The following is a 24,160-nucleotide window of genomic DNA, read 5'->3' on the forward strand; positions in this document are numbered from 1 at the left end:
GTGATTTGTCACCTGGTGTTTTTGTATCTACTGGTTCCTTGAACTTAGCTGTTGTTCCTTCTGGAAGTCCCTTGAAGTTCTCAATTGAATCTTCTGCTTTTGGTTCTTCTCCAACTTTAACAGTTTGATCCTTAGCTTTTGGCTCGTTCTTATCTGCATCTGTTGGTTTTTTAGTTACAAATTTTGATAGTGGTTCTTTATCTGTAGAACCATCTGTATATGTTACTACAAGATTTCCTTTGTCATCGTTTGTGACTGATTTAATCTTACCATTTTTATCAACTGGAGTATCTTTTGCGATATTCGCATCGTCATTTTTCTTGTTGTACTCAAGTTTCAGTTTTTCTTTGATTTTATCTAAGTCATCGTTTGTTACATTGGTTGGATCTGCTACCTCAACTTTATCAGCTGGAGCTGGAGTTGCAATATCGTACTTATCTGTTTGAGATTTAACGATAAAGTGAACATATCCTGGAGTCTGAGTTGCATTCGGATTTTTATCTAATGCATTAAAATCTGTATTTGATGGTGCATTATCATTGTCATTAGCAACAACAAAACTTGTCCAATGGTTTGGAGCTTTAAGTGTTGTAACACCTGTCATCTTAATAGTAGCTGTAGCACCTGATACAGTACCATCACCATGAGTGACTGCTGAATTCTCGATTTTTCCAGTTGTGAAACCGTAATCTGCCGTATTATCTTTTCCAATACCACCAGGACCACGTACATACATATCTTTAACAGCAGTGTTGTCTGATGCTTTGAATGTTAAATCAGTGTTTTCACCTGTATAAACATAGATTTCTTTCTTAGCTTCATTTGAGTATGGAAGTTCTACTTTTGGAGCTACGTTTACAAATTCTGACAATGGTTTTGTATCTTTAGAACCATCTTTATAGGTTACAACAACATCGTTTCCTTCTTTTTCTACTTTATCAACAACTGTTGAAGCATCTTTTACTTCTTCACCTTTTTTGTCAGCTAAACGTGCATCTGGATTGTTTTGAGAATATTCAACTTTAACTTTCTCTTTAATTTTTTCAAACTCTTTATCAGTAACATTGTTAGCATCTGATACGGTTACTTTATCAGCCGATGCTGGAGTTTTAATATCATATTTCTTAGTTTGTGCTTTTAATACGAAAGTTACTGCACCTGGGTCGGTTAAGTAAGAACCAACAACCTCTCCATTTTTCTTAGTTTTTACCGCAGTATTATTGATTAATGCTCCATCAGTATCAGTTGCAGTGGCAAAACGTGTTACAAGCTCTAAAGAGTCGTTTTCTGTTTTTGGCAATCTATCATCAAGACCAGAAACTCGACCTGTTACTTTAATTTTTGCTGGTGTAGCAGTTTCAGAATTAATCGCTGTTACAGTATATCCAAATTCATTATCTTGTTTTTCTGGGTTCCCATCAATATTATTTAAGGCAATATTTCCACCTTTTTTAAGTGAAGCTGATTTAATTTTTCCAGAATCATCATTAAAGGTAATATCAACGTCTGCATCTTCACCAGTATAAAGATAAACTTCTTTTTTGTTTGGAGCTGGATCTGAATACGGAATCTCTACTGTTGGTGCTACGTTTTCACGTGCTGGAGTTGCTACTTTAGGATCACTTGCTACTGATGTGTTACCTGCCGCATCTGTTGCTTTGGCTGTTACATTACCTGCTGGAATATCAACTTTTGGAGTAATCGTTGCTTTTCCATTTGCTCCTGCAGTTGCTTCACCAATCTTGTTGTTGTTTTTATCGTAAAGGGCTACGGTTGAACCTTTTTCTGCAGTTACTTCAACTGGTGTCTTAGTTCCTGCTTTACCTGTTAGATCTGTATTCACTACTGGTTTCGCTGGAGCTGTTGTATCTGTCGCAACTTTAGCATCACTTGGTTTTGATTCATTACCTGCTGCATCAGTTGCTTTGGCTGTTACAGGACCTGCTGGAATATCAACTTTTGGAGTAATCGTTGCTTTACCATTTTCTCCTGCAGTTGCTTCACCGATCTTGTTGTTGTCTTTATCGTAAAGGGCAACAGTTGAACCTTTTTCTGCAGTTACTTCAACTGGTGTCTTAGTGCCTGCTTTACCTGTAAGGTCTGTGTTCACAACTGGTTTGTCTGGAGCTGTTGTGTCTTTCGCTGGGTTAACGAGATATGCTGCTGCAACCTTATCTGTTGACTTATCAGGATAAGTGATGGTAAGGTTCCCTTTTTCATCTACACTGTATGTCGCATTTGCTGGAAGACTTGGGTTAGCAGTTTTAACTGAGTCGATGATCTTGGTCTTTTCATCTTCAGAAACCTTATTAGGATCTGCAACATCTACTTTTGTACCTGCTACTGGTTCATACTTCTTAGCAGTCTCAAGAACAACAACTCTAATAACATCTGTAAATTGGTTACCCTTTTTATTACGAGCAACGAATCCAACATCTACAGTGCCTGCCTTTTGTGTCTCAGCAACTGTACCAATGTATTTATTTTTTTTGTTTCTCCAGGTATTTGAACCTGCAGTTGCGAAGAAGTGACCCTGTGGGAACACTCCTGCGACCCCAGTTGGATTTTGATAAGCATCGAATTTCTCAAGAGAAGGTGTCCCATCTGCCCAAACGTCAATATCAATCTTATCTCCAGGATAAACTGTTACAAGGTTCTTAGACACTATAAGAACCAGAGAACCATTAGATTGTTGACTTACTTTTCCTTCAGTCAATGGTGTTTTTGTAACTGTAATCGGTGCACTCTTAGCTGACTCTTTACCACCTGCTGGTGTTGAAGTAGCTGTAATCTCTCCTTCTGGAAGGCTGTTTGTAGGGCGAACAGTTGCTACACCTTTGTCGTTAGCTACAGCTTCACCGATCACAACGCCATCTTTGTTGTAAAGTTTAACAGTTGAACCTGCTGGTACTTTCACTGTTACATCAGCTGGAGTACTTGCTTTACCTGCCAAATCATTGACAATTTCTGGGGCTGATGCTGGGGCTGTAGTTGCGCCATCTACTGCTGGAGCGGTTGGTTTTGATGGTTCTGGTTGTGGTGCAACTGGTGCTGGAGTTTCTTCTTTTGGAGTCTCTGCTTTTGGAGCTTCTTCAACGTTACGTGATTGCCATCCTTGAAGACTTGAGTAGCTACCTTCTTGCATGTTAGAGATAACTCGAGCTGTTGTTCCAGCTTTCGTATCTTTGTTCAAGGTCAAGTTGATCGTTGAGTAGAACTTACCATCTTCACTTGAAGCAACACTAGCAATAGCACTGCTTGAAGAGTTTACTTGCCACTTACCTGGAACAGCCGTACGCTTGAGTCCAACTTCTTGCGCCTTGCCATCTGTATCTGTGAATTGGAAATAAGCTGCTCCCGCATCATGTGGCACTTTCAAGGTAACGTTTCTATCATTTGCAACAAGATTATTCTGTTGTTTTGATTTAGATGATGGTACGATCTCTGAGTGACCGAGAGAGATGTTTACAGGGGTAGCAGCACTTTCTACTCCACCAACTGTTTGGGTAACGCTAATGTCATCCCCAGTAACCAACTGTGGACCACCAGAGACGCTACTATTCAAACCAAAATCAAGTGGGAATGACCATTGGCCGTTTGCCGCAACTTGGGTTTGCTTAGCAGTTTGACCCTTACTCTTAAGATTGATGATAGCACCTGGTTTACCTGTACCTGAGATTGTTGTATCTGTAGAAGCTACAGTAGGCACTGTAATCGTGTCATTTGTTTGGGTATAAGTGTTGTTGACTCCTGGTTGTGGTGCAAGTCTTGATGAGATATTAACACCGACTTCTGGGAAGTCTGAAGTACGATTTTTAACAGCTGATGAACCATTCATCCCACCATTTTCTAGTGAGTTTTTTACAATAGCTGTTGCAAAACGAGCAAACAGATTGTGATGGGTCCCTTTAGTCACTACTCTATAGGTAAGCGAATCAGGAACTCCTCCACCAACGTATTTATAATGAGACGCCAAAGCTTTGTGATTGCTCATAGCAGGGAGCTTTCCAAAATCTTTCTCAACGTAATAATCCTCATTCAGACGTCCAGCATTAGGACCACGGTCTACGACAGTAATACTTTGAATTGTATCATCTGATGCGACCACCAAGCCAGCAGCTTGGTGATTCTTATGCTGCGGTACAACACTAATTGTCCAAGTTGTTGTGTCTCCATCCACACTGTAGCGAACTGACTGAAACTGCTTGACACCCGCACCAGCAAATTCACCTTCAGCGACTGATCCGTCAACTGAACGGTATGCTGCACGTGAACTTAGATCACGTTTCCCTCTTGAACGGACTGGTTCAGCTGGTGCGACTGGTTCAGTTGCCGCTTCCGTTACTTCTTCAACTTTAGCTTCAGTGGCTACTGCTGTTGCTTTTTCTTCTTTGGCAGCAAGTTGAGCTACTGCCTCTTTGAGACTAGCGACTGCTGTATCCACTTGGTCTTGGCTAGCTTCTGCCTTATCCAAAACCTTTTGTGCTTGTTCAAGTGCTGTGTTCAAGCGAGAAAGAGAGTCTTCTGTCTTTCCTGCTTTGTCCAAGCCTTTTACTTCTTCGACCAACTGGGTCAAAACTTCTTTGTTAGCTGTTTTAGCAGTAGTGTTTTCTGCTACCACTGCTTTTTCAACTGTTGCTGGCTGAGTCTCTGCCACAGCAGCAGGAGCTTCATAAGTCCCCGTTTCTCCACCATATCCAGGCTTAGCCTCTTTAGCTTTCTGTAGATTCCGATGCTGTGTCTGCATGGACCGTTTGAGTAGCTAAGCTAGCTCCGACCGCAAAAACAAGCGAACAACCAAAAAGGAAATGTTTTCCTTTTTTAATCATACGCCAGTTCTTCTGCTCTGCATTTTTACGATTAAAATACATTCTTATCTCCTATTTATTTTTTATTAGAGTCGCATGTGTTTTACATACGTTACCATTATAAAATATAGAGGCAAAATAGTCAATCACTTTGTTTGTTTAGAAAAAAAAAAAATCCTAGGTACAAATCATTTCCAAATTTACTCTTTTTTTAGTAAAATTATTATAAAATTTGATAATTTATAAACGATTTTTAAAAGTTTTTTTCGAAAACATGCTATAATAGAGAAAAGCCCTGATAATTTTTTTATCTTTTTTTGTTTATAATACTTTATATTTTCAAGGAGTATTTCCCATGAGAGAACTATTATCTCACAAAGAACAGAGACAATTAAAAATTCTAGAATACTTATTTGAGAACCAAGAATGGATTCATATTGACACCTTGGCTGATATTCTAGATCTGAATGGACGCATCATCAAAAGCGATATCAAAGAAATGCGCGAGCAACTTTCTTGCTTTGATATTTTATCATCAACTGCTGGTATCCGACTAACGAACGAACAGAACTTTGGTATTGAGCGAATTTATAGACACATTTTGCAAGAGTCTGTTAATTTTCAGGTACTCAAAGCTTTCTTCCTATTAGAAGAACCATTTACTTTCGAGCACCTAGTTGAAACGCTTGATATTTCTCTTCCCTCACTTCGTAAGAAGGTTGCTGAGATCAATAATATTTTGCAATCAAAGTATAAATTCAAGCTCAAGGTGACCCCTATTTCAATTATTGGAGACGAAAGAGACATTCGCTTCTTTTTTGCCCAATATTTCCATGAAGCCTATGGTTTCTTCAAATGGCCATTTCCTTTCTCTTCTGAAGATGTGGATGAATTTGTGACTTTTTTTGTCAAGGTCACAGGCTATCCTATCACCTACCAAAATATGTTTCAGCTGAAGACACAAATTGCAGTCAATCTCCATCGAGCAAAGATTTTACCGAGACCTAAAGGGGAAATCGAGTTTGACTCTCTTCGCCCTATTTTTAGTCAACTTTCAAACTTCCAGCAGGAATTGCAATCTCTTGGTGATCGTCTTGGAATCACACTCGATTTTACAACCATTGACCAAATTTTCAGCTCCTATACTCAAGAGGGGATTTTCTTCACGGTCGAGGATTTCCTAGAGGCGCGGAAAGACAATGAGAAAGTCGATCACTCCTATCACTCAGCTCGAGATGTCCTCGACAATCTTACCCGACAGTTTGATGTCCACTTTTCAAATACCGATCAATTGATTTGGCACTTGCATAACACTGCATTTCTAGAGCGTCAAGAAATCAACTCAGAATCTATCATTTCTCATAACAAATCTTATGCACTGAATAAGATTAAAAAGTTCTTCCCAGATTTTTACGAAGCAGCTAGTTTTGAAATGATGCGCTATAAGTCTAGCTTGGGACAAAAGGAGCAACTTCACGCTGTACTCCATTTAGTCTATACTCTTTTAACCCACGCAACTGATCTAATGGAACAACTCCTAAAGCACCAAACCAAGGTTCGTGTTCTTGTTTTGAGTGAGTTTGACTTTGCCCATCCTCAGGCTTTGATTTCACTCTATCAATTTTACACCTCTAGAAACATCCACTTTGAAACATGGGATAAAGCGACACTCAATGTCAATGAAATCATGGAAGCGGGTTACGATGCCATCATTACCAACTTTGATATTGAAGGATTGGTTCATCCGAAACTCATGAACATCGGTCGCATGGCTAATCTACAAGTCGTCAATGAACTCAATACTCTTTCCATTAGTAAACTTTAAAAAAGCCTCTGTTTTATAACCAAGTAAGCAGACTAAAACATATACAAACGCATAATGTCAGTTATCTTAAAAACTTGATATTATGCGTTTTTATACTCTTCGAAAATCTCTTCAAACCGCGTCAACGTCCATCTGCAACCTCAAAGCAGTGCTTTGAGCTGACTTTGTCAGTTTTATCCACAACCTCAAAACAGTGTTTTGAGCAACCTGCGGCTAATTTCCTAGTTTGCTCTTTGATTTTCATTGAGTATTACTTTCAACAATGGATTCGCACTTGTCGATAAATTTTTGCTCATTTACAACATAGTGGATTGAAATAAGGTATGAACAATTCGATTAGGAAAGGCAAACTAATTTCTAGAAATATTTTTAGCAGTCGTAATGTACTGTTCTAGATTCAATCCACTATGCATTGTGAATTCTAAAAAAATTGCTAGAAATTGACTTAAGTTCTCTAGTAAATTTGTTCAAATTTTATTTAACTATAACCTATATATTTCAGTCTAACAAAAAACTTTTCCTTGCTTTTCTAGAATATAGCAAGAACTACTGATTAGCTGGTCAATTTCAATATTTATACCTAGGCTAGGATATTTCTTCAGTAGACTATCAACAAAAAGGGGTTTTGATTTTAATGGAGGTTGATTTTTCACCTAGTCTGATTTCTCATCTACAAAACAAAAGAAAACGATTGCATAAACTCTTACTCCATGATATACTAGGATAAAAATAAACAATAGGAGAGTGTCTATGAAAAACACGTCATCTCAACCAGATAAAAAAATGATTTACAGCATCCGTTCTCTGAAAAACGGAACTGGCTCTGTCCTTATTGGAGCAAGCTTTATCCTCCTTGCCTTAACAGCACCTTCTGTATCTGCAGCTGAAACTAGTCTTGGCACACAAGAAAATGTAAGCGCTATTAGTGCAGGCCCAGCTACTACAGAAACCAGCCAAGCTGAGGAAAAAACGCCTATTTTGGCTCCAAAAGATGCAAACGCTTCCCTAGATTCTAAAACATCTGAACCAGTAGCAATTTCTGAAACAGCTACAACTGAAGCTACTCCAAACCTTCCAAACAACAAAGACGAGAAAACAGAAGTATCAAGTCTAGCCACTGAGAAAGCTTCGCTAGCAGACACTGTATCTGAAACCCCAATCGCAGACAACTACTTCCGTATCCACGTCAAAAAACTTCCTCAAGAAAACCAAGATTCGCAAGGTCTTTGGACTTGGGATGATGTTGAAAAACCATCTGAGAACTGGCCAAATGGCGCCCAGTCCTTCAAGGATGCCAAGAAAGACGACTACGGCTACTACCTAGATGTCAAACTAAAAAATGAACAAGCCAAGAAAGTCAGCTTCCTCATTAACAACACCAAAGGGGACAACCTTACTGGAGATCGTTCAGTAGAGCGTCTCTCTCCAAAGATGAATGAAGCTTGGCTAGATGAGGACTACAAAGTCCACAACTACCAACCTCAGCCAGCGGGAACGATCCGCGTCAACTATTTCCGCACCGATGGCAACTATGACAAGAAATCTCTCTGGTACTGGGGAGATGTGAAGACTCCAAGCAATGGTGAATGGCCTGACGGTACAGACTTTACTGCAAGTGGAAAACACGGACGCTACATCGACATTCCGCTCAATGAAGCTGCCAGAGAATTTGGATTTTTACTATTAGATGAGAGCAAGAAAGGCGATGATGTGAAAATCAGAAAAGAAGATTATAAATTTACTGACCTGAAAAACCACAGTCAAATCTTCCTTAAGGATGATGACGAAACAATCTACACCAACCCTTACTATGTGCATGACATCCGTATGACTGGTGCCCAACATGTGGCTAAGTCCCGTATTGAAAGCAGTTTTTCTACCTTGGTTGGTGCTAAAAAAGAAGACATCCTTAAACATTCCAACATCACTGACCACCAAGGGAATAAAGTGGCTATCTCCGATGTTACAATCGATGAAGCAGGTAAGAAGGTAACCTACATCGGTGATTTTGCTGACACTCAAAATCCTTACACCGTTGCCTACGATTCAGACCGTTTTACAACTCGTTCTAGCTGGCGTCTCAAAGACGAGACTTACAGTTACGACGGCCCACTCGGTGCAAATCTTAAAGAAGATGGCAAACGTGTTGATCTGACCCTCTGGTCTCCAAGTGCCGATAAGGTTTCAGTTGTCGTCTACGATAAGAAAGATCCTGAAAAAGTGGTCGGAACCGTCGCCCTTGAAAAAGGAGAAAAAGGAACCTGGAAACAAACTCTGAATGAAAACTCTGGTCTTGGCATCAGCAACTATACTGGCTACTACTACCACTATCAAATCGAGCGCCAAGGCAAGACTGTGCTCGCACTAGATCCTTATGCTAAATCTCTGGCAGCTTGGAACAGCGATCTAGCAAAAACAGACGCTGCCCATAAAGTTGCTAAAGCTGCTTTTGTAGACCCAGCAAAACTAGGGCCGCAAGACTTGACTTATGGTAAGATTCGCAATTTCAAATCTCGCGAAGATGCTGTTATCTACGAGGCTCACGTTCGTGACTTCACTTCAGATCCTGCCATCGCAAAAGATTTGACTAAGCCATTTGGTACTTTTGAAGCCTTTATCGAAAAACTAGACTACCTAAAAAACTTGGGTGTGACCCATATCCAGCTCCTTCCAGTCTTGTCATACTATTATGTCAATGAATTGAAGAACCAAGAACGCTTGTCCGCCTATGCTTCAAGCGATAGCAATTACAACTGGGGTTATGATCCTCAAAACTACTTCTCATTGACTGGTATGTACTCAAGCAATCCTAAGGATCCAGAAAAACGTATCGCAGAATTTAAGAACCTTGTCAACGAAATCCATAAACGTGGCATGGGTGCTATCTTAGACGTAGTTTACAACCATACTGCCAATGTCGATATCTTTGAAGACCTTGAGCCAAACTACTACCACTTCATGGATGCAGACGGAACACCTCGTACTAGCTTTGGTGGTGGTCGTCTAGGAACAACCCACTACATGTCTAAACGCGTCATGGTAGACTCTATCAAGTATCTAGTTGAAACCTATAAAGTAGATGGTTTCCGTTTCGATATGATGGGAGATCATGATGCAGCTTCTGTCGAAGAAGCTTACAAGGCTGCACGCGCCCTCAATCCAAATCTCATCATGCTTGGTGAAGGTTGGAGAACCTATTCTGGTGATGAAAATATGCCTACTAAAGCTGCTGACCAAGATTGGATGAAACATACTGATACTGTCGCTGTCTTTTCAGATGATATCCGTAACAACCTCAAGTCTGGTTATCCAAATGAAGGTCAACCTGCCTTTATCACAGGTGGAAAACGCGATATCAATACCATCTTTAAAAACCTCATTGCTCAACCAACCAACTTTGAAGCAGATAGCCCTGGAGATGTGATCCAGTATATTGCAGCCCATGATAACTTGACCCTCTTTGACATCATTGCCCAATCTATCAAAAAAGACCCAAGCAAGGCTGAGAACTATGCTGAAATCCATCGTCGTTTGCGACTTGGAAATCTCATGGTCTTGACAGCTCAAGGAACTCCGTTTATCCACTCTGGTCAAGAGTATGGACGTACCAAACAATTCCGTGACCCAGCCTACAAGACTCCAGTAGCAGAGGATAAGGTTCCAAACAAATCTCACTTACTTCGTGACAAGGACGGTAACCCATTTGACTATCCTTACTTCATCCATGACTCTTACGACTCAAGTGATGCTGTCAACAAGTTTGATTGGACCAAGGCTACAGATGGTAAAGCTTTCCCTGAAAATGTCAAGAGCCGTGACTACATGAAAGGTTTGATTGCCCTTCGTCAATCTACAGACGCCTTCCGACTCAAGAGTCTTGAAGATATCAAGGAACGTGTCCGCCTCATTACTGTCCCAGGCCAAAATGGTGTGGAAAAAGAAGATGTAGTGATTGGCTACCAAATCACTGCTCCAAACGGAGATATCTACGCAGTCTTTGTCAATGCGGACGAAAAAGCTCGCGAATTTAATTTGGGAACTGCCTTTGCCCACCTCAGAAATGCTGAAGTTTTGGCAGATGAAAACCAAGCAGGACCAGTCGGAATTGCCAACCCGAAAGGACTGGAATGGACTGAAAAAGGCTTGAAATTAAATGCCCTTACAGCTACTGTTCTTCGAGTCGCACAAGGCGGTGCCATCGTTGCCCCAGCTGTGGAAGAAAAACCAGAATTTGATCTTTCTAGCTTGAATGTCGAACAAGAACAAGGGCAAGGGCAAGCCCAAAACCTAGCAGCAAATCCTGAAACCCAAGAAACTGCTGCAGAGGCTCTTTCTCAGAAAGTCCTTCCAAACACAGGAACTGAGAGCAAATCTCTTCTTACTCTTGCAGGAATCAGCCTCCTATCCCTCCTTGGACTTGGTAGCTTCCTCAAGTCAAGAAAGGAACAATAAAAGCAAGGACTCTATAAATCCAGCAACTTGATAGAAAAACATGTAAAAAGAGGCTGGGAGAAAAGTCTTTAAAATCAGAAAAACGCATATTATTCAGATGTTTAAAAAAAACTTGATAATATGCGTTTTATTGTGGAAAGATTTATACTCAATATTCTACTAAAATTATGTTTGTGTCTCTCCTCTTCAGATTTAAAAAAAGGTTCATTTTGATCAATTTGCTTCAATCTCTTTCTTTTACTAGAGAAAATAAAAAACTCTTAAAAATAGCATTATGTCAACATTTCTAAGAATTTTTACTATATAGTATCCAACCTCTATAAGGACAATTTTTTTATTACTGATAGGGTATGTCTAGGTTCTGCCTCTTTCTAGAAGCTCTTATTTCTCCATCCTTGCTTCTGCATCTGCCACCACTTGAGCAAGACTGGTTTGGCTCAGCTCCTGCTCCATGGCTAGCTGAATCTTTTGTAATTTCTCATCTAAAACCCCGTGGATATTTGCGCCAACTGGACAGGCTGGATTGGGATTATCATGAAAACTAAAGAGTTGTCCAGTTTTTCCAAGGCATTCGACCGCTTGATAAATATCCAAAAGACTGATATCCTCAAGATTTTTGATAATCTCTGCTCCACCAGTTCCACGCGCAACTGAGATCAACTCCGCCTTTTTCAGTTGAGATAAGGTCTTACGGATAATGACAGGATTGACTCCAACACTACTAGCTAGAAAATCACTAGTCACCTTGCTTTCCTTCCCTTTTAGGGCAATGATGATCAACATATGGGTCGCAATGGTAAATCGGCTTGAAATTTGCATCCTCTTCTCCTTTTTTCGTCAGATTAGTTCCTTCTTTTCTTAAGTTTATTATATCTCTTCTAGTTGTAATGTCAAGAGTTACCACTAAGCCAGTCATCCAATTCAACATCATGTCCTTGACTCTGAGCGATTTCGTGCAACAAGTCCTGATTGTGGGTATGGTGAATCCCATTAACCAAACTTTCATAATAAACTTGGTAGTAGGGTAATTGTAAGTCTTTGGCTAGCTGTAATTCTGCCTCAATATCATAATCGACACGACGAAAATCAGCATCTTTTAAACCTTTTTCGTCAAATTCTAAGATCATGTATTGGGCCCGCAAGTCTTTGCGTAAATTCCCAGATAAAAAGAAGGGTTGCCCAATCGAACCTGGATTCAGGATAAGCTGGCCACCACTACCATAACGAAGAAACTGCTGATGGATATGACCATAAATGGCAATATCGCAATCTGGATTGGTGACAAGACGATCAAAATCCTCTTGCTTACCAAGATGAATCAGCTCTCTTCCCCAGTTTTTATCAGGCAAGTGATGACTAATCCCTAGCTTCAGATCTCCAAACTGGCGATGCACTTGCAAAGGATAGTCCTGCAGTGCCTCAATCTCTTGGCTACTAATTTCTTCCATAATATACTGACACTGGCGCAAGAGATAGCGATGGCTGGGTCTGCTTTCATCTAACTTGCGATGACAGGCTCGCCAAAGACTATCTTCCCAATTTCCCAGAACTCTAAGAGTAATGGGTAAAGTGTCCAATCTCTGGAGAATATTTTTTCGTCCTGTTCCAGGCATGAGGATATCTCCTAAGAGCCAATACTCATCAACCCCCGCCTTCTGGGCATCTGCCAGAACAGCCTCTAAGGCTGTTGTATTGCCATGTATATCTGATAATACTGCGATTTTTGTCATATCTTTTCCTCTTAGCTTTTCTATTTTTATTATAACAAACTCCAAGTCAAAGTCAAAAAGCACCTATCTTTTCTATCGTTTTTTACTTTACTTTTTTAGTGAAAAGGAATACAATGAAGGTAATAAGAATGAGGAGGTTTTTGCTATGACACAACGTTATGAAAATATCATGGTAGCGGTTGACGGTTCTAAGGAAGCTGACTTGGCTTTCATCAAAGGGGTTCATTCAGCACTGCGTAACCAAGCAAAACTAACGATTGCCCATGTCATTGACACACGTGCTCTTCAAAGCATCTCAACATTTGATGCCGAAGTTTACGAAGAATTGCAAGTCGAGGCCAACGATTTGATGGCTGAATATGAAAAGCGTGCAAAAGATGCTGGGCTCACAGACATTAAAGTTGTTATTGAGATGGGAAATCCTAAAACTCTCTTAGCTAAAACAATTCCAGACAAAGAAAAGGTTGATTTGATTTTAGTTGGAGCAACAGGACTCAATGCCTTTGAGCGTCTGCTAGTTGGTTCTTCATCAGAATATATCCTACGCCATACCAGCGTTGATCTTCTCGTCGTCAGAGATAAGGATAAAACTTTGTAATAAAAAAGAAATGAGGTTGGGATTTTTCTCCTAACCTCATTTCTTTTTTATATAATAGATTGAATTAAGATGTGAACAAAGAGATTAGGAAAGTCAACTTAATTTCTAGAAGTTTTTTTAGAATCCGTAGTGTACTATTCTAGATTCAATCAACTATAAATTGTTGATGTCGTAGTTGAAACTAGGAACTCAAAACATCATTCCAGGCTTCCTCTGCTATCGCCTATTTCTTATCGGCTCTTTCCTTGTGGCGTTCATAGGCCTTTATCTGGCGCTCAATCTCCTTTTTAATAGCTGGCTCTGGAGCGTATTTTTCTTCCCAATCATCTGGTTTTAGGATTTTGTGGGTCACTGGATCAAAATGAGCTTTTCCATCAGGGAACATTTTTCCCATATTTGCTTGATGGACAATGTCAAAAATCCGTTCTGGATCCACCCCCATCAAAACAAAACTACCATAGGTGAAGTATAGGGTGTCAATCAAGGCATCCACTTGCCCTACCAAATCTTGCTTAGCAGGTGTCTTCTTGACTACTTTCTCTGCTGCTTTATCCAACGCTTGGTGTAACTGTCCTACTGCCTGTTCGAAATCTTCTTCAGAAGAGCTAGCAGCTCGGACAAACTCCACCAATTCTTCTATCTTAAATCCTGCTCTATGGGTGGCACCTTCTAAGTCCCAAGCTTGGGGCTCTTCTTGAGTTCGTTCATCCATCATGTGGTGGAAGGTCTTGACCTTATTAAAATGATAATCACGGCTGACAAAAACTTTTTCTGAAGCCAAAACACCAAAATGTTCCAAGGCCTTATGAATCCCATCTTGCTGGTTGCTGGTTGTGATATGCTTGGCCACTTCCTTGACACTGCTACTACCGTTGCCCATGGCAACTGACATCCCAACACCCGCCAGCATCTCTAGGTCATTGTCCGAGTCACCAAAGGCCATGACTTGATTGAGATCAAAACCATACTCTTTTCCGACTCGGCGAATGCCTTCTAGCTTGGAATTTCCTTGGTTGATGACATCGGCTGCAAAAGGATTACTACGAGTCAATTTCAAGTCTTGAAAATCAGCTGCCGCTTTCTCAGATTCTTCTGGCGTCATTAGCATCAAAACTTGATAAATGGGCTGATTCATCAACTGGAGCAGATCTTCTTCCTTCTGAGGAACAACCTTACTCACCATTCGATTAAAGGAATAACTAACTGTACGAGTCAACATAGAAGGGACAAAACGACTCACTCTTTGCGAAAAAGAACCTAGGCCAAAAGACATGATTTTCGAACCCAGCATGGCATCCTTGGTCCCCAAAGCAATCTCCTTGCCCTCTTTTTTGGCATAGGTGATCAACTTCCGTAAATGAGATTTGGATAGAGGACTTGTAAACAAGACTCTGTCTTTATTAAAGATATATTGGCCGTTATAGGTTACAGCAAAATCCAGATCTAAATCTTCCATTAAATCCTTAACAAAAAAAGGTCCTCGCCCTGTCGCTACTCCAACAAGCACTCCCTGTTCCTTCACAATCTTAATCGCATCCTTAGTGGATTTCAAAACACTCTTGCGATCGTTGACCAGTGTTCCATCGATATCAAAAAAAACAGCTTTGACTTCCATCCTACCTCAATCTCCCCTTTTGTGATACAATGATTATACCACATTTCAGAAAGAGTGAGTAAATCATGCCTAAGAAAATCCTTGTTTTACATACGGGTGGTACTATTTCCATGCAAGCCGATGACTCTGGCGCTGTTGTGACTAGTCAAGACAACCCTATGAATCATGTATCCAATCCACTTGAAGGAGTTGAAGTCCACGCCCTCGACTTTTTTAATCTGCCAAGTCCCCATATTAAACCCAAGCATATGCTGGCCCTCTATCAAAAAATTAAAGAGGAGGCCGATCATTATGACGGTTTCGTGATTACACATGGGACAGATACCTTGGAGGAAACTGCCTATTTCCTTGACACTATGGAAGTTCCTCACAAACCAATCGTACTAACAGGTGCCATGCGTAGTTCCAACGAACTTGGAAGCGATGGTGTCTACAATTATCTCAGTGCCCTTCGCGTAGCGAGTGACGCTAAGGCTGCTGACAAGGGTGTCTTGGTCGTTATGAATGACGAGATTCACGCTGCTAAGTATGTGACCAAGACGCACACGACAAATGTTAGCACCTTTCAAACGCCGACCCACGGCCCTCTTGGGCTCATCATGAAACACGAGATTCTCTACTTCAAAACAGCTGAACCCCGTGTTCGTTTTGACCTTGATAGGATTCAGGGCTTGGTCCCTATTATCCCTGTCTATGCTGGTATGACAGAAGAACTCCTTGATTTGCTTCCTGTTGACCAACTGGATGGACTCATTATCCAGGCCTTCGGTGCTGGAAATGTTCCCAAGGAAACATCACAAAAATTGAACGCCCTTATCCAAGAAGGACTCCCAATCGCCTTGGTTTCTCGTTGTTTTAACGGGATTGCTGAACCTGTTTATGCCTATGAAGGCGGTGGCGTTTGTCTACAAAAGGCTGGTGTCTTCTTTGTCAAAGAGCTCAATGCTCAAAAGGCTCGTCTCAAACTCCTCATTGCTATCAATGCTGGCCTTACAGGAGAGGAATTACGAGCCTATATGGAAGGATAATACTCTTCGAAAATCAAATTCAAACCTCGTCAACATCGCCTTGCCGTACTCAAGTACAGCCTGCGGCTAGTTTCCTAGTTTGCTCTTTGATTTTCATTGAGTATAAAAAAGTCGGTGAGATAGAAATTACTAGATCAAGTCTTGTTTTCTAGTCACCCCCAAAGCCTTCTACCATCAACTTGATGCTTGAACTATTGGCTAAAAAGTTTTTACTACTAAAAAGCGAGGTCGGGATTTTTATCCCGACCTCTTCTTGTTAATCTTTACGAGTTGAATGACGTTCTACCAAACCATGTGGCAAAAGAACTTCACGCTCTTCTAACTCTTCCTTATGCATAATCTTCGTCAACATACGCATACTAATAGCACCAAGGTCATACAAAGGTTGCGCAATGGTGGTTAGGTTTGGACGAGTGTAACGCGCGATTTGCGAATCATCACTGGTGATGATTTCAAAGTCTTCTGGTACAGAAACTCCCTTGTCAGCAAGTCCGTTCAACACACCTGCTGCTAGTTCATCTCCTGTTACAATCGCTGCGGTTGCTTTAGAAGAAATCAAACGTTCTGCCAAGGCATAGCCATCATCATAACGGTATTTTGATTCGAAAACAAGACCTTCACTGTAGTTAATTCCCGCTTCTTTCAAAGCATCTTTGTAACCAGATAAGCGAATCTTGCCATTAATATCATCCACTAATGGTCCACTAACGAAGGCAATTTTTTTATTTCGTTTCAAGAGATGCCGGACTGCATCAACCGTAGCATGTTTATAGTCAATATTGACACTTGGAAGTTGGTGCTCCACATCCACTGTTCCTGCAAGAACCACAGGTGTGCGTGAGCGTGAAAACTCTGAGCGAATCTTCTCAGTTAAATGATAACCCATGAAGATAACGCCATCCACCTGTTTAGAAAAGAGAGTATTGACCACAGATACTTCCTTTTCATCATCCTCATCACTGTTAGCAAGGACGATGTTGTATTTGTACATCTCCGCGATATCGTCAATCCCTTTAGCAAGGGCAGAGAAATAAGTATTTGTGATATCTGGAATGACGACTCCAACTGTTGTCGTTTTCTTACTTGCTAGACCACGAGCTACTGCATTAGGACGATAATCTAGACGTTCAATAACCTCTAAGACTTTCTTTCGAGTATTTTCTTTAACATTTTTATTGCCATTGACAACACGGCTGACAGTCGCCATTGACACTCCCGCTTCTCGGGCAACGTCATAAATTGTTACTGTATCATCTGTGTTCATTCCGTTTCCTTTCTACTTTGAAAATTTTGTTTTCATGATTCCACTGTTCTCATTTTACCACTAATTGTAAGCATTTTCAAGCGTTTGATGAAGATTCGTTGAAAAAATTTCAAAATCATTCTCATATTTTTAAAGGTAGTTGACTTTTCTTGATTTTTCTAGCAGTTTGCAGTATGATAATAAAAAAATCAATTAGGAGATAGGGATGGCTTTTACAGATTCTCATAGACGATGTGCCAGTTTCGGTGTGGTGACCAATCTACCCGATGATGTTATCGACTCAATCTGGTATATAATCGATCATTTTTTAAAGCATGTTTTTGAGCTAGAAGATGAATTGGAATTTCGACTTTTGAATCATGAAGGCTCCATCACTTTTCGTTTTTCTAGTCAACATCTACCAACTACGATTGACTTTGATTTTAATCATCCCTTTGATCCACTCTACCCACCAAAAGTTCTGGTGCTAGATATGGATGGCAAGGAAACTATTCTCCTCCCTGAAGAAAATGATCTATTTTAAAAACTCTAGTCTCCTCTGTAAATACTTCGGAAACTAGAGTTTTCTTATTTTTTCAATTCTTGATACAAGTGACGAATTGGTTGTCCCAAGACTGGATGGATGAAATGAGGTGCAATTTCCTGCAGAGACTCTAAGACAAAGAGTCGCTCAGCGATATAAGGATGCGGCAAAATGAGGTCGTCTGTATAGATGATCTGATCCTCTACAAAGAGCAAATCTAAGTCAATCAAGCGAGGTCCCCAATGCACCTCTCTGATCCGTCCCATTTCTGCCTCAATAGCTAACAAGGTTTCTAACAAGATTGGAGCAGGCAACCAGGTTTCCACTTCAATAACCTGATTGACAAAACTATCTTGCTCTACACCGCCCCATGGATCAGTTGTAATCACACTGGACTCTTTGAGAATACGAATCCCGCGAGCACTCATGTTAGCCATAGCTTGCTTGAGATTAGCCTTTTTATCCCCCATATTACTGCCCAAGGCAATAAAGGCCCGCTGCTTACAGCGATGGATGGTTACTGAACAAGTATCTAGCGGTAGATGAACAGGCGCCCAAGGTTTTTTTAGTTCCAGCTCAATATCTTGGACTATAGGGTAAGTCTCAAATGTACGCTCTACTAGTTTGTAGGCTACTGTTTCAATCAAGTCTTCAGTATTTTCCTGAAACCATGTCGTCCATTGCTGGCAAAGTTCTCCGTAATGGACAGAAGCAGTTAAATCCAAGTATGTCGCAGCCTTGGTCATATCATAGGATAGGGTGGCTGAAACGACAAACTTCTGCCCCAGTTCTTTCTCACTAGGAAAAACCCCATGGAAGGCAAAAATTTCCAAATCTTTTATCTTCAATTGGTCCATAACTAGTCCTTTCTAGAAAAATCCGCCCAAAGCGGATTCTTTTTATACTCAATGAAAATCAAAGTGCAAACTAGGAAGCTAGCCGCAGTCTGCTCAAAACACTGTTTTGAGGTTGCAGATGGAAGCTGACGTGGTTTGAATTTGATTTTCGAAGAGTATTATAGTCCCATTAAACGATAAGCCTGATCACGAAGATCCTTATCTGTCTCAAATAGACCACGAGCCACTGTTGTCAAGGTTGCAGTTCCAGGTTTCCGAACACCGCGCATACTCATACACATATGTTCTGCTTCAATGACAACGAAGGCTCCCTTGGCTCCCAAATACTCCATCAAGGCATCAGCCACTTCGATATTCAAACGCTCTTGAATCTGTGGCTTTCTAGAGTAGACTTCAACCGTACGGGCAAGTTTGGACAAACCTGCAACACGACCATCTGGTATATAGGCAATGTGGGCACGACCATAAAATGGCAAGAAGTGGTGTTCACACATGGTATGGAAAAAGATATCCTTTTCCACTACCATATTATCATCGATAATTTCAAAGGATTTTGACAAATGCTCCTCAGCAGTTTGCCCAAGACCTGAAAAAATCTCTTGGTACATACGAGCAACACGGGCAGGTGTTTCCTGCAAACCTTCACGATTTGCATCCTCACCAACTGCCTCGATAATCATTTTTACAGCTGCTTCAATTTTTTGTGTATCCATTCTAATTTTTCCTCTCCATTAGGTAGGCTCTCACTTGGGCTAAAAAGTATAATGAACCCGTGATAATCCTAACTGTTTTTTTCTCTTCATTTTCTGATAATTTTTGGTCTAGAAATTTTTGCCAATCTTGGTAGTTGAGATTTCTAGAATCAGACATCTCTTTCAAGACTTTTTCATCCGTCGCCCGACTATCCTCAAAATGAGTTAGCGTAATCTTAGTACCGGGCAAGGTTTCTAGCAAGTCCAACATATCCTCCAAGGCCTTGGTTTTGATACAAGTAAAGAGGATTTCCTTCTGATAGTCCGTAAAGCGTTCTTTCAAGGTAGCCAACAAGGCCTTGATGGCATGAGGATTGTGTGCTCCATCCAAAATCATCAAGGGTTCTCTAGAAACAACTTCCAAGCGTCCAGGCCAGCTTGTTTCTTCTAAAGCTTGAGCCACTAAAGCATTATCTGGCAATTCTCGACCAGTCGCTTGGCAATAGCTATCTAACAAGGCTAGAGCCATTCCAGCATTCTCTATCTGGTGCAAACCAAGCAATCCTGTCTGGAAGCGACCTTGTCTAACAGAACTTGTATAGTCAAATGCCTCTCCAGTGACAATACTCTCATGATGGCTTACCTGATAATATCTTCCATAAACAATTCTAGTAGCCTGTTTTCCCTCTGCAATCTGGTCAATAACCGCCAAGGCTTCTGGGACAATGCGACCAGTCACTAGAGGAACTCTTTGTTTGATAATTCCTGCTTTCTGCTCTGCTATGGCTTCCAAGCTATCTCCTAAAAGCGCTACATGATCCAACCCGATGGTCGTGATACCTGTTAGGATGGGTTGACATACATTGGTGCTATCCAAAAGTCCGCCCATACCAACTTCCATAATCGCCACATCGACTTGTTCAGAAGCAAAATAGTCATAGGCTATAGCAGTGATAATCTCGAATTCTGTCGTTCCTTGCAAGGCATGAGCATGCTCCGCTTCAAGTAGTAAACGATAATCCGCCATCAAGTACTCTAATCTCGCTTCTGGGATGGATTCGCCGTTAATGGCAATCTGATCGTTATAATGAATCAGATAGGGTGAGCTAAAGACTCCCACTCTTAGCCCCATCTTTTCCAGCATATTTTTCAAAAAGGCTATAGTAGAGCCCTTGCCATTGGTTCCACCGATGTGGATAACCTTAAGCTTAAGATGGGGATTGCTTCGTAAAGCTAAAAGATCTACCATTCTTTCCAAACCAAAGTGCGGTTGGTCTGTGCGGTAGTGGGCAATCCACTGATTGGTTTCGTTTTTATTCATCTTACTTATATTGTTTCAAATCTAAATTTTCCGCATGGTCTGCCAGACGGATAGCAGACGCAATTTCAACTGCCATCTTGTGGCTGGCTACATCGTGCACGCGCACCACTTCAACACCTTGTCTGGCAGCAATACTGGTCACATGAGCCGAAGCCGTATCACGATTTCGGAAGCCTGCTTCAGTATCAGGGTTTACTTCAAATCCATTTTCTTCAAGAATATTGATGACAAAGCGCTTGCGAGAGACTCCTAAAAAGATAGGATAGCCCATTTCGTGCAATTTATCAAGGTCACGTAGGAGGATGAGATTTTCTTTCTTTGTCAAACCAAAGCCAATTCCTGGATCCAGCATGATCTTGTCTTTCGAAATCCCTGCTGCTTTCGCTCTTACTAGAGCACGGTCAAAGAAAGCTATCATCAATTCTTCAACTGATAGTTGTTCAAATTCAGCCAAGTCTTCCTTTGTAAAAGTCTCTCCAAATCCAAAATGAGGGAAGATAAGTGAACTAGGGTGCTGAGGACGTGCCATGACTGGATTAAACATGATGACCACCTGAGCTCCAGCCCTGGCAACCACCTCTGCCATCTTCTCATCCCCCATAAGGCCTGTAATGTCATTGACTATATTGGCACCAGCATTTAAAGCTGCTTCTGCCACTTGGCTTTTCCAAGTATCGACCGAAATCAGAACATCACTTTCTTGACGAATAGCCTGAATGACTGGAACCACACGCTGGATTTCCTCTCCAATCTCAACATAGCCACTTCCAGGTCGAGTAGATTCTCCACCGATATCTAAGATAGTGGCACCTTCAGCTATCAATTTTCTAGCCTGTTTTAAGGCTTCTTCAATAGCAAAAAATTGGCCCCCGTCAGAAAAAGAATCTGGGGTAACATTGATAATACCGCAAATAGCTGTTTTTGTAAGATTCTCTCTTTTTTCCACGTTCATCACTCAAATTTCATTTAGATTGGTATTCCTCTATTTTACTGTTTTTTTTGGATTCTGTCCAATTATCCCTCAGTACTCTTTAACTTTAAAAGAGCGCAAAAAAAGGAGAACCTGAGTCCTCCTTTTTCTATATTCTTATTTCTCAGTCAAAGCTGCAAGTCCTGGAAGAACTTTACCTTCGAGAAGTTCCATTGAAGCGCCTCCGCCCGTACTAATCCATGAGAACTTGTCTGCACGTCCAAGGTTGATTGCTGCGGCAGCTGAATCACCACCACCGATGATTGATTTAACGCCTGGTTGTTTCACGATAGCGTCCATCACACCGATTGTACCAGCTTGGAAGTCAGGGTTTTCAAATACACCCATAGGTCCGTTCCATACAACTGTTTTCGCACCAGTCAATGCTTCATCAAATTTAGCGATAGATTTTGGACCGATATCCAAACCAAGGAATCCTGGGTCTACTGCTTCACCTTCAGTGTCTTTCACTTCAGTGTAGTCAGCAAATGCATTAGCTTCTTTTGAGTCAACTGGCAAGATCAATTTGCCGTTTGCTTTTTCAAGAAGAGCTTTCGCAACATCCAATTTGTCTTCTTCTACAAGTGAGTTACCGATTTCGATACCTTGTGCTTTGTAGAATGTGTAAGTCATACCACCACCGATAAGAACTTTATCAGCTTTTTCAAGCAAGTTTTCGATAACACCGATCTTATCTGAAACTTTTGAACCACCAAGGATAGCCACGAATGGACGTTCTGGAGCTTCAACAGCTTCTTGGATGTATGCAATTTCGTTTTCAAGAAGGAATCCAGCAACTGCTTTTTCAACGTTTGCTGAGATACCAACGTTAGATGCGTGTGCACGGTGAGCTGTACCGAATGCATCGTTTACGAAGATACCATCTCCAAGTGATGCCCAGTATTTACCAAGTTCAGGATCATTTTTAGATTCTTTCTTACCGTCAACATCTTCAAAACGAGTGTTTTCAACCAAAAGAACTTGTCCATCTTCAAGAGCGTTGATAGCTGCTTCCAATTCAGCACCACGAGTTACACCTGGAAGGAATGTAACTTCTTGACCCAATTTAGCAGCCAAGTCAGCAGCTACAGGAGCAAGTGATTTACCAGCTTTGTCTGCTTCTTCTTTTACACGTCCAAGGTGAGAGAAAAGAATCGCACGTCCACCTTGTTCAAGGATGTACTTGATAGTTGGAAGAGCTGCAGTGATACGGTTGTCATTAGTAATCACGCCATCTTTTACAGGTACGTTGAAGTCAACACGAACGAGAACTTTTTTCCCTTTCAACTCAACGTCTTTAACAGTCAATTTTGCCATTTGGAAAGACTCCTTAATTTTTTTTACGTGTTAATTATATCACAAAATCAATAAAAGAGATAGCAAAACCTTAAACTTTTATCTTGAAACAGGTCTCTCTAGTAAATTAAACTTACTCTTTACTCTCTGAGGAAATCCCTCACTGTTTTTATCTTCATCTATGGTATGTTACTCATTTATAGAGAAAGAGCTACTGTCTGGAGTTGTGTCTTTATTTTTTGAACTAACTCTTCAGAAACCGTTCAATTTTTAAAAATCTATTTTGAAAGTTTTGCATGGCGATAGAAAAACTCTCAGAAATATCAGCATCGCATTTCTAAGAGTTCAATCACTTTTGTTCAGTTTAATTTCAAATTAAAGACCTATCTGCATCTCTAATTAAACCTATCCTGATACTTCATATTAAACAACCATTGAAGATTGACAACGGGCTTAGATTGTACATCAAGTATGGGTTTAAGGGTCTCTCTAATCTCTCCTTTTATCTTTGTTTCATCAATTGTTGCAAGATCAATTTCTTTATACTCTTTATTGAGGGTCCACTCAAGCTCAAAATTCTTATCAAACTTATAGGACACATCGTTTTTATCACTGTAGCCATAACCTCCATCAAACTCACCAAAACTGGTAGGATTACCACTTGAATCGATAGAATTTTCGATAAATTTCGCTCCATCATCATAGCGAATACCTTCAATTTTCGGAGTATAAATCTCCCCCATGTTTTCAATCAACATGACTAAGTCGGGTTCTGTCCCCTCCTTATGAGGCATCCGTTGCGCATAATAGACTGAGTTAGATAGCAAATTAATCGTAGTAACAGCATACATACTCGCTCCTATAAATACTACTAAGCCAAGGCTCACTACTACAATGATTACAGCAATGACTACTTTTAACAATTTCATCTTCTTTTTCCTTTCTTATCCCCAAACCAATTCTTGATGAGAGTTACTAGAAATAACTCTATAAACAGACACAACCAAAAAAATTAAAAGCAGAACATGCAAACATTTCATTACAAGGTTTCTTATATAGTCACTTAGTTTATAAAATACATGTTATAATAAAGCCATGGCATATAGTACAGATTTTAAACAACGAGCATTAGATTACATCAAAGAGGGACACAGCCATGTCGAGGCGGCCAAAGTTTTTGA

General features: G+C 40.6%; 18 protein-coding genes. 6 read left to right on the forward strand and 12 right to left on the reverse strand.

The window, feature by feature from the left end; translation table 11 throughout:
* Positions 1–4,747, reverse strand: a 4,747-nt coding sequence (locus QM917_RS09750; RefSeq protein WP_414285607.1) for an Ig-like domain-containing protein, incomplete at its 3' end; no start/stop codon positions are given.
* Positions 4,713–4,871 (reverse strand): KxYKxGKxW signal peptide domain-containing protein, encoded by a 159-nt coding sequence (locus QM917_RS09755; RefSeq protein WP_414285608.1) that lies wholly within the window; start codon positions 4,869–4,871, stop codon positions 4,713–4,715. The genes QM917_RS09755 and QM917_RS09750, both read right to left, overlap by 35 nt.
* A 292-nt stretch (positions 4,872–5,163) precedes the next feature.
* Here QM917_RS09755 and QM917_RS09760 point away from each other — a divergent pair, with 292 nt between their 5' ends.
* Together QM917_RS09760 and QM917_RS09765 are read left to right on the forward strand one after the other, a co-directional pair.
* The gene (locus tag QM917_RS09760; protein ID WP_371608194.1) at positions 5,164–6,633 is read left to right on the forward strand and encodes a M protein trans-acting positive regulator PRD domain-containing protein; all 1,470 of its coding nucleotides are present in this window, start codon (positions 5,164–5,166) and stop codon (positions 6,631–6,633) included.
* Positions 6,634–7,383: 750 nt separating this feature from the next.
* A complete protein-coding gene (locus QM917_RS09765; protein ID WP_414285610.1) occupies positions 7,384–11,085 on the forward strand; it encodes a pullulanase in 3,702 nt (1,233 codons plus the stop codon).
* A gap of 381 nt (positions 11,086–11,466) precedes the next feature.
* Here QM917_RS09765 and QM917_RS09770 read toward each other — a convergent pair whose 3' ends face one another.
* Together QM917_RS09770 and QM917_RS09775 are read right to left on the reverse strand one after the other, a co-directional pair.
* Positions 11,467–11,904, reverse strand: coding sequence for an Rrf2 family transcriptional regulator (locus tag QM917_RS09770; protein ID WP_248034852.1), 438 nt, complete (start codon positions 11,902–11,904; stop codon positions 11,467–11,469).
* 71 nt (positions 11,905–11,975) lie between these two features.
* Positions 11,976–12,815 (reverse strand): metallophosphoesterase family protein, encoded by an 840-nt coding sequence (locus QM917_RS09775; RefSeq protein WP_248034851.1) that lies wholly within the window; start codon positions 12,813–12,815, stop codon positions 11,976–11,978.
* Positions 12,816–12,960: 145 nt separating this feature from the next.
* Here QM917_RS09775 and QM917_RS09780 point away from each other — a divergent pair, with 145 nt between their 5' ends.
* Positions 12,961–13,413, forward strand: coding sequence for a universal stress protein (locus tag QM917_RS09780; protein ID WP_000194258.1), 453 nt, complete (start codon positions 12,961–12,963; stop codon positions 13,411–13,413).
* 223 nt (positions 13,414–13,636) lie between these two features.
* On the opposite strand, the gene QM917_RS09785 is transcribed toward QM917_RS09780, so the two are convergent.
* On the reverse strand, positions 13,637–15,028 hold the full coding sequence (locus tag QM917_RS09785; protein ID WP_414285613.1) for a Cof-type HAD-IIB family hydrolase: 1,392 nt from the start codon (positions 15,026–15,028) through the stop codon (positions 13,637–13,639).
* Positions 15,029–15,093: 65 nt separating this feature from the next.
* Here QM917_RS09785 and QM917_RS09790 point away from each other — a divergent pair, with 65 nt between their 5' ends.
* Positions 15,094–16,056, forward strand: a complete 963-nt coding sequence (locus QM917_RS09790) for an asparaginase (RefSeq protein ID WP_414285615.1) — start codon at positions 15,094–15,096, stop codon at positions 16,054–16,056.
* Positions 16,057–16,312: 256 nt separating this feature from the next.
* Here the strand turns inward: QM917_RS09790 and ccpA are convergent, their stop codons facing one another.
* Positions 16,313–17,320: a catabolite control protein A gene (gene ccpA, locus QM917_RS09795; RefSeq protein WP_153224894.1), complete on the reverse strand. Its 1,008-nt coding sequence runs from the start codon at positions 17,318–17,320 to the stop codon at positions 16,313–16,315.
* A gap of 205 nt (positions 17,321–17,525) precedes the next feature.
* Between ccpA and QM917_RS09800 the strand changes: the two genes are divergently transcribed.
* Complete coding sequence (locus QM917_RS09800) at positions 17,526–17,843, forward strand: DUF960 domain-containing protein (protein WP_315640517.1); 318 nt, start codon at positions 17,526–17,528, stop codon at positions 17,841–17,843.
* 44 nt (positions 17,844–17,887) lie between these two features.
* Here QM917_RS09800 and folK read toward each other — a convergent pair whose 3' ends face one another.
* From folK to QM917_RS09830, 6 genes are all read right to left on the reverse strand, one after another.
* Complete coding sequence (gene folK, locus QM917_RS09805; protein WP_414285617.1) at positions 17,888–18,700, reverse strand: 2-amino-4-hydroxy-6-hydroxymethyldihydropteridine diphosphokinase; 813 nt, start codon at positions 18,698–18,700, stop codon at positions 17,888–17,890.
* Between the two features lie 158 nt (positions 18,701–18,858).
* Complete coding sequence (gene folE, locus QM917_RS09810) at positions 18,859–19,413, reverse strand: GTP cyclohydrolase I FolE (RefSeq protein WP_414285619.1); 555 nt, start codon at positions 19,411–19,413, stop codon at positions 18,859–18,861.
* A gap of 1 nt (position 19,414) precedes the next feature.
* Positions 19,415–20,713: a folylpolyglutamate synthase/dihydrofolate synthase family protein gene (locus tag QM917_RS09815; RefSeq protein WP_315640515.1), complete on the reverse strand. Its 1,299-nt coding sequence runs from the start codon at positions 20,711–20,713 to the stop codon at positions 19,415–19,417.
* A 1-nt stretch (position 20,714) separates the two neighbouring features.
* A complete protein-coding gene (gene folP / locus QM917_RS09820) occupies positions 20,715–21,665 on the reverse strand; it encodes a dihydropteroate synthase (protein ID WP_315640514.1) in 951 nt (316 codons plus the stop codon).
* Positions 21,666–21,800: 135 nt separating this feature from the next.
* A complete protein-coding gene (locus QM917_RS09825; RefSeq protein ID WP_001096781.1) occupies positions 21,801–23,000 on the reverse strand; it encodes a phosphoglycerate kinase in 1,200 nt (399 codons plus the stop codon).
* A gap of 374 nt (positions 23,001–23,374) precedes the next feature.
* Positions 23,375–23,908, reverse strand: a complete 534-nt coding sequence (locus QM917_RS09830; protein WP_414285621.1) for a hypothetical protein — start codon at positions 23,906–23,908, stop codon at positions 23,375–23,377.
* A 166-nt stretch (positions 23,909–24,074) separates the two neighbouring features.
* Here QM917_RS09830 and QM917_RS09835 point away from each other — a divergent pair.
* A partial coding sequence (locus QM917_RS09835) for an IS630 transposase-related protein (protein ID WP_212750421.1) occupies positions 24,075–24,160 on the forward strand: 86 nt, incomplete at its 3' end.

This window comes from Streptococcus infantis (genome assembly GCF_047460685.1).
Taxonomy (GTDB): domain Bacteria; phylum Bacillota; class Bacilli; order Lactobacillales; family Streptococcaceae; genus Streptococcus; species Streptococcus infantis_AD.

Coding starts and splice junctions, on each gene's coding strand:
- QM917_RS09755 (WP_414285608.1), bottom strand. CDS start 4,871: ATGTATTTTAATCGTAAAAATGCAGAGCAGAAGAACTGGCGTATGATT.
- QM917_RS09760 (WP_371608194.1), top strand. CDS start 5,164: ATGAGAGAACTATTATCTCACAAAGAACAGAGACAATTAAAAATTCTA.
- QM917_RS09765 (WP_414285610.1), top strand. CDS start 7,384: ATGAAAAACACGTCATCTCAACCAGATAAAAAAATGATTTACAGCATC.
- QM917_RS09770 (WP_248034852.1), bottom strand. CDS start 11,904: ATGCAAATTTCAAGCCGATTTACCATTGCGACCCATATGTTGATCATC.
- QM917_RS09775 (WP_248034851.1), bottom strand. CDS start 12,815: ATGACAAAAATCGCAGTATTATCAGATATACATGGCAATACAACAGCC.
- QM917_RS09780 (WP_000194258.1), top strand. CDS start 12,961: ATGACACAACGTTATGAAAATATCATGGTAGCGGTTGACGGTTCTAAG.
- QM917_RS09785 (WP_414285613.1), bottom strand. CDS start 15,028: ATGGAAGTCAAAGCTGTTTTTTTTGATATCGATGGAACACTGGTCAAC.
- QM917_RS09790 (WP_414285615.1), top strand. CDS start 15,094: ATGCCTAAGAAAATCCTTGTTTTACATACGGGTGGTACTATTTCCATG.
- ccpA (WP_153224894.1), bottom strand. CDS start 17,320: ATGAACACAGATGATACAGTAACAATTTATGACGTTGCCCGAGAAGCG.
- QM917_RS09800 (WP_315640517.1), top strand. CDS start 17,526: ATGGCTTTTACAGATTCTCATAGACGATGTGCCAGTTTCGGTGTGGTG.
- folK (WP_414285617.1), bottom strand. CDS start 18,700: ATGGACCAATTGAAGATAAAAGATTTGGAAATTTTTGCCTTCCATGGG.
- folE (WP_414285619.1), bottom strand. CDS start 19,413: ATGGATACACAAAAAATTGAAGCAGCTGTAAAAATGATTATCGAGGCA.
- QM917_RS09815 (WP_315640515.1), bottom strand. CDS start 20,713: ATGAATAAAAACGAAACCAATCAGTGGATTGCCCACTACCGCACAGAC.
- folP (WP_315640514.1), bottom strand. CDS start 21,665: ATGAACGTGGAAAAAAGAGAGAATCTTACAAAAACAGCTATTTGCGGT.
- QM917_RS09825 (WP_001096781.1), bottom strand. CDS start 23,000: ATGGCAAAATTGACTGTTAAAGACGTTGAGTTGAAAGGGAAAAAAGTT.
- QM917_RS09830 (WP_414285621.1), bottom strand. CDS start 23,908: ATGAAATTGTTAAAAGTAGTCATTGCTGTAATCATTGTAGTAGTGAGC.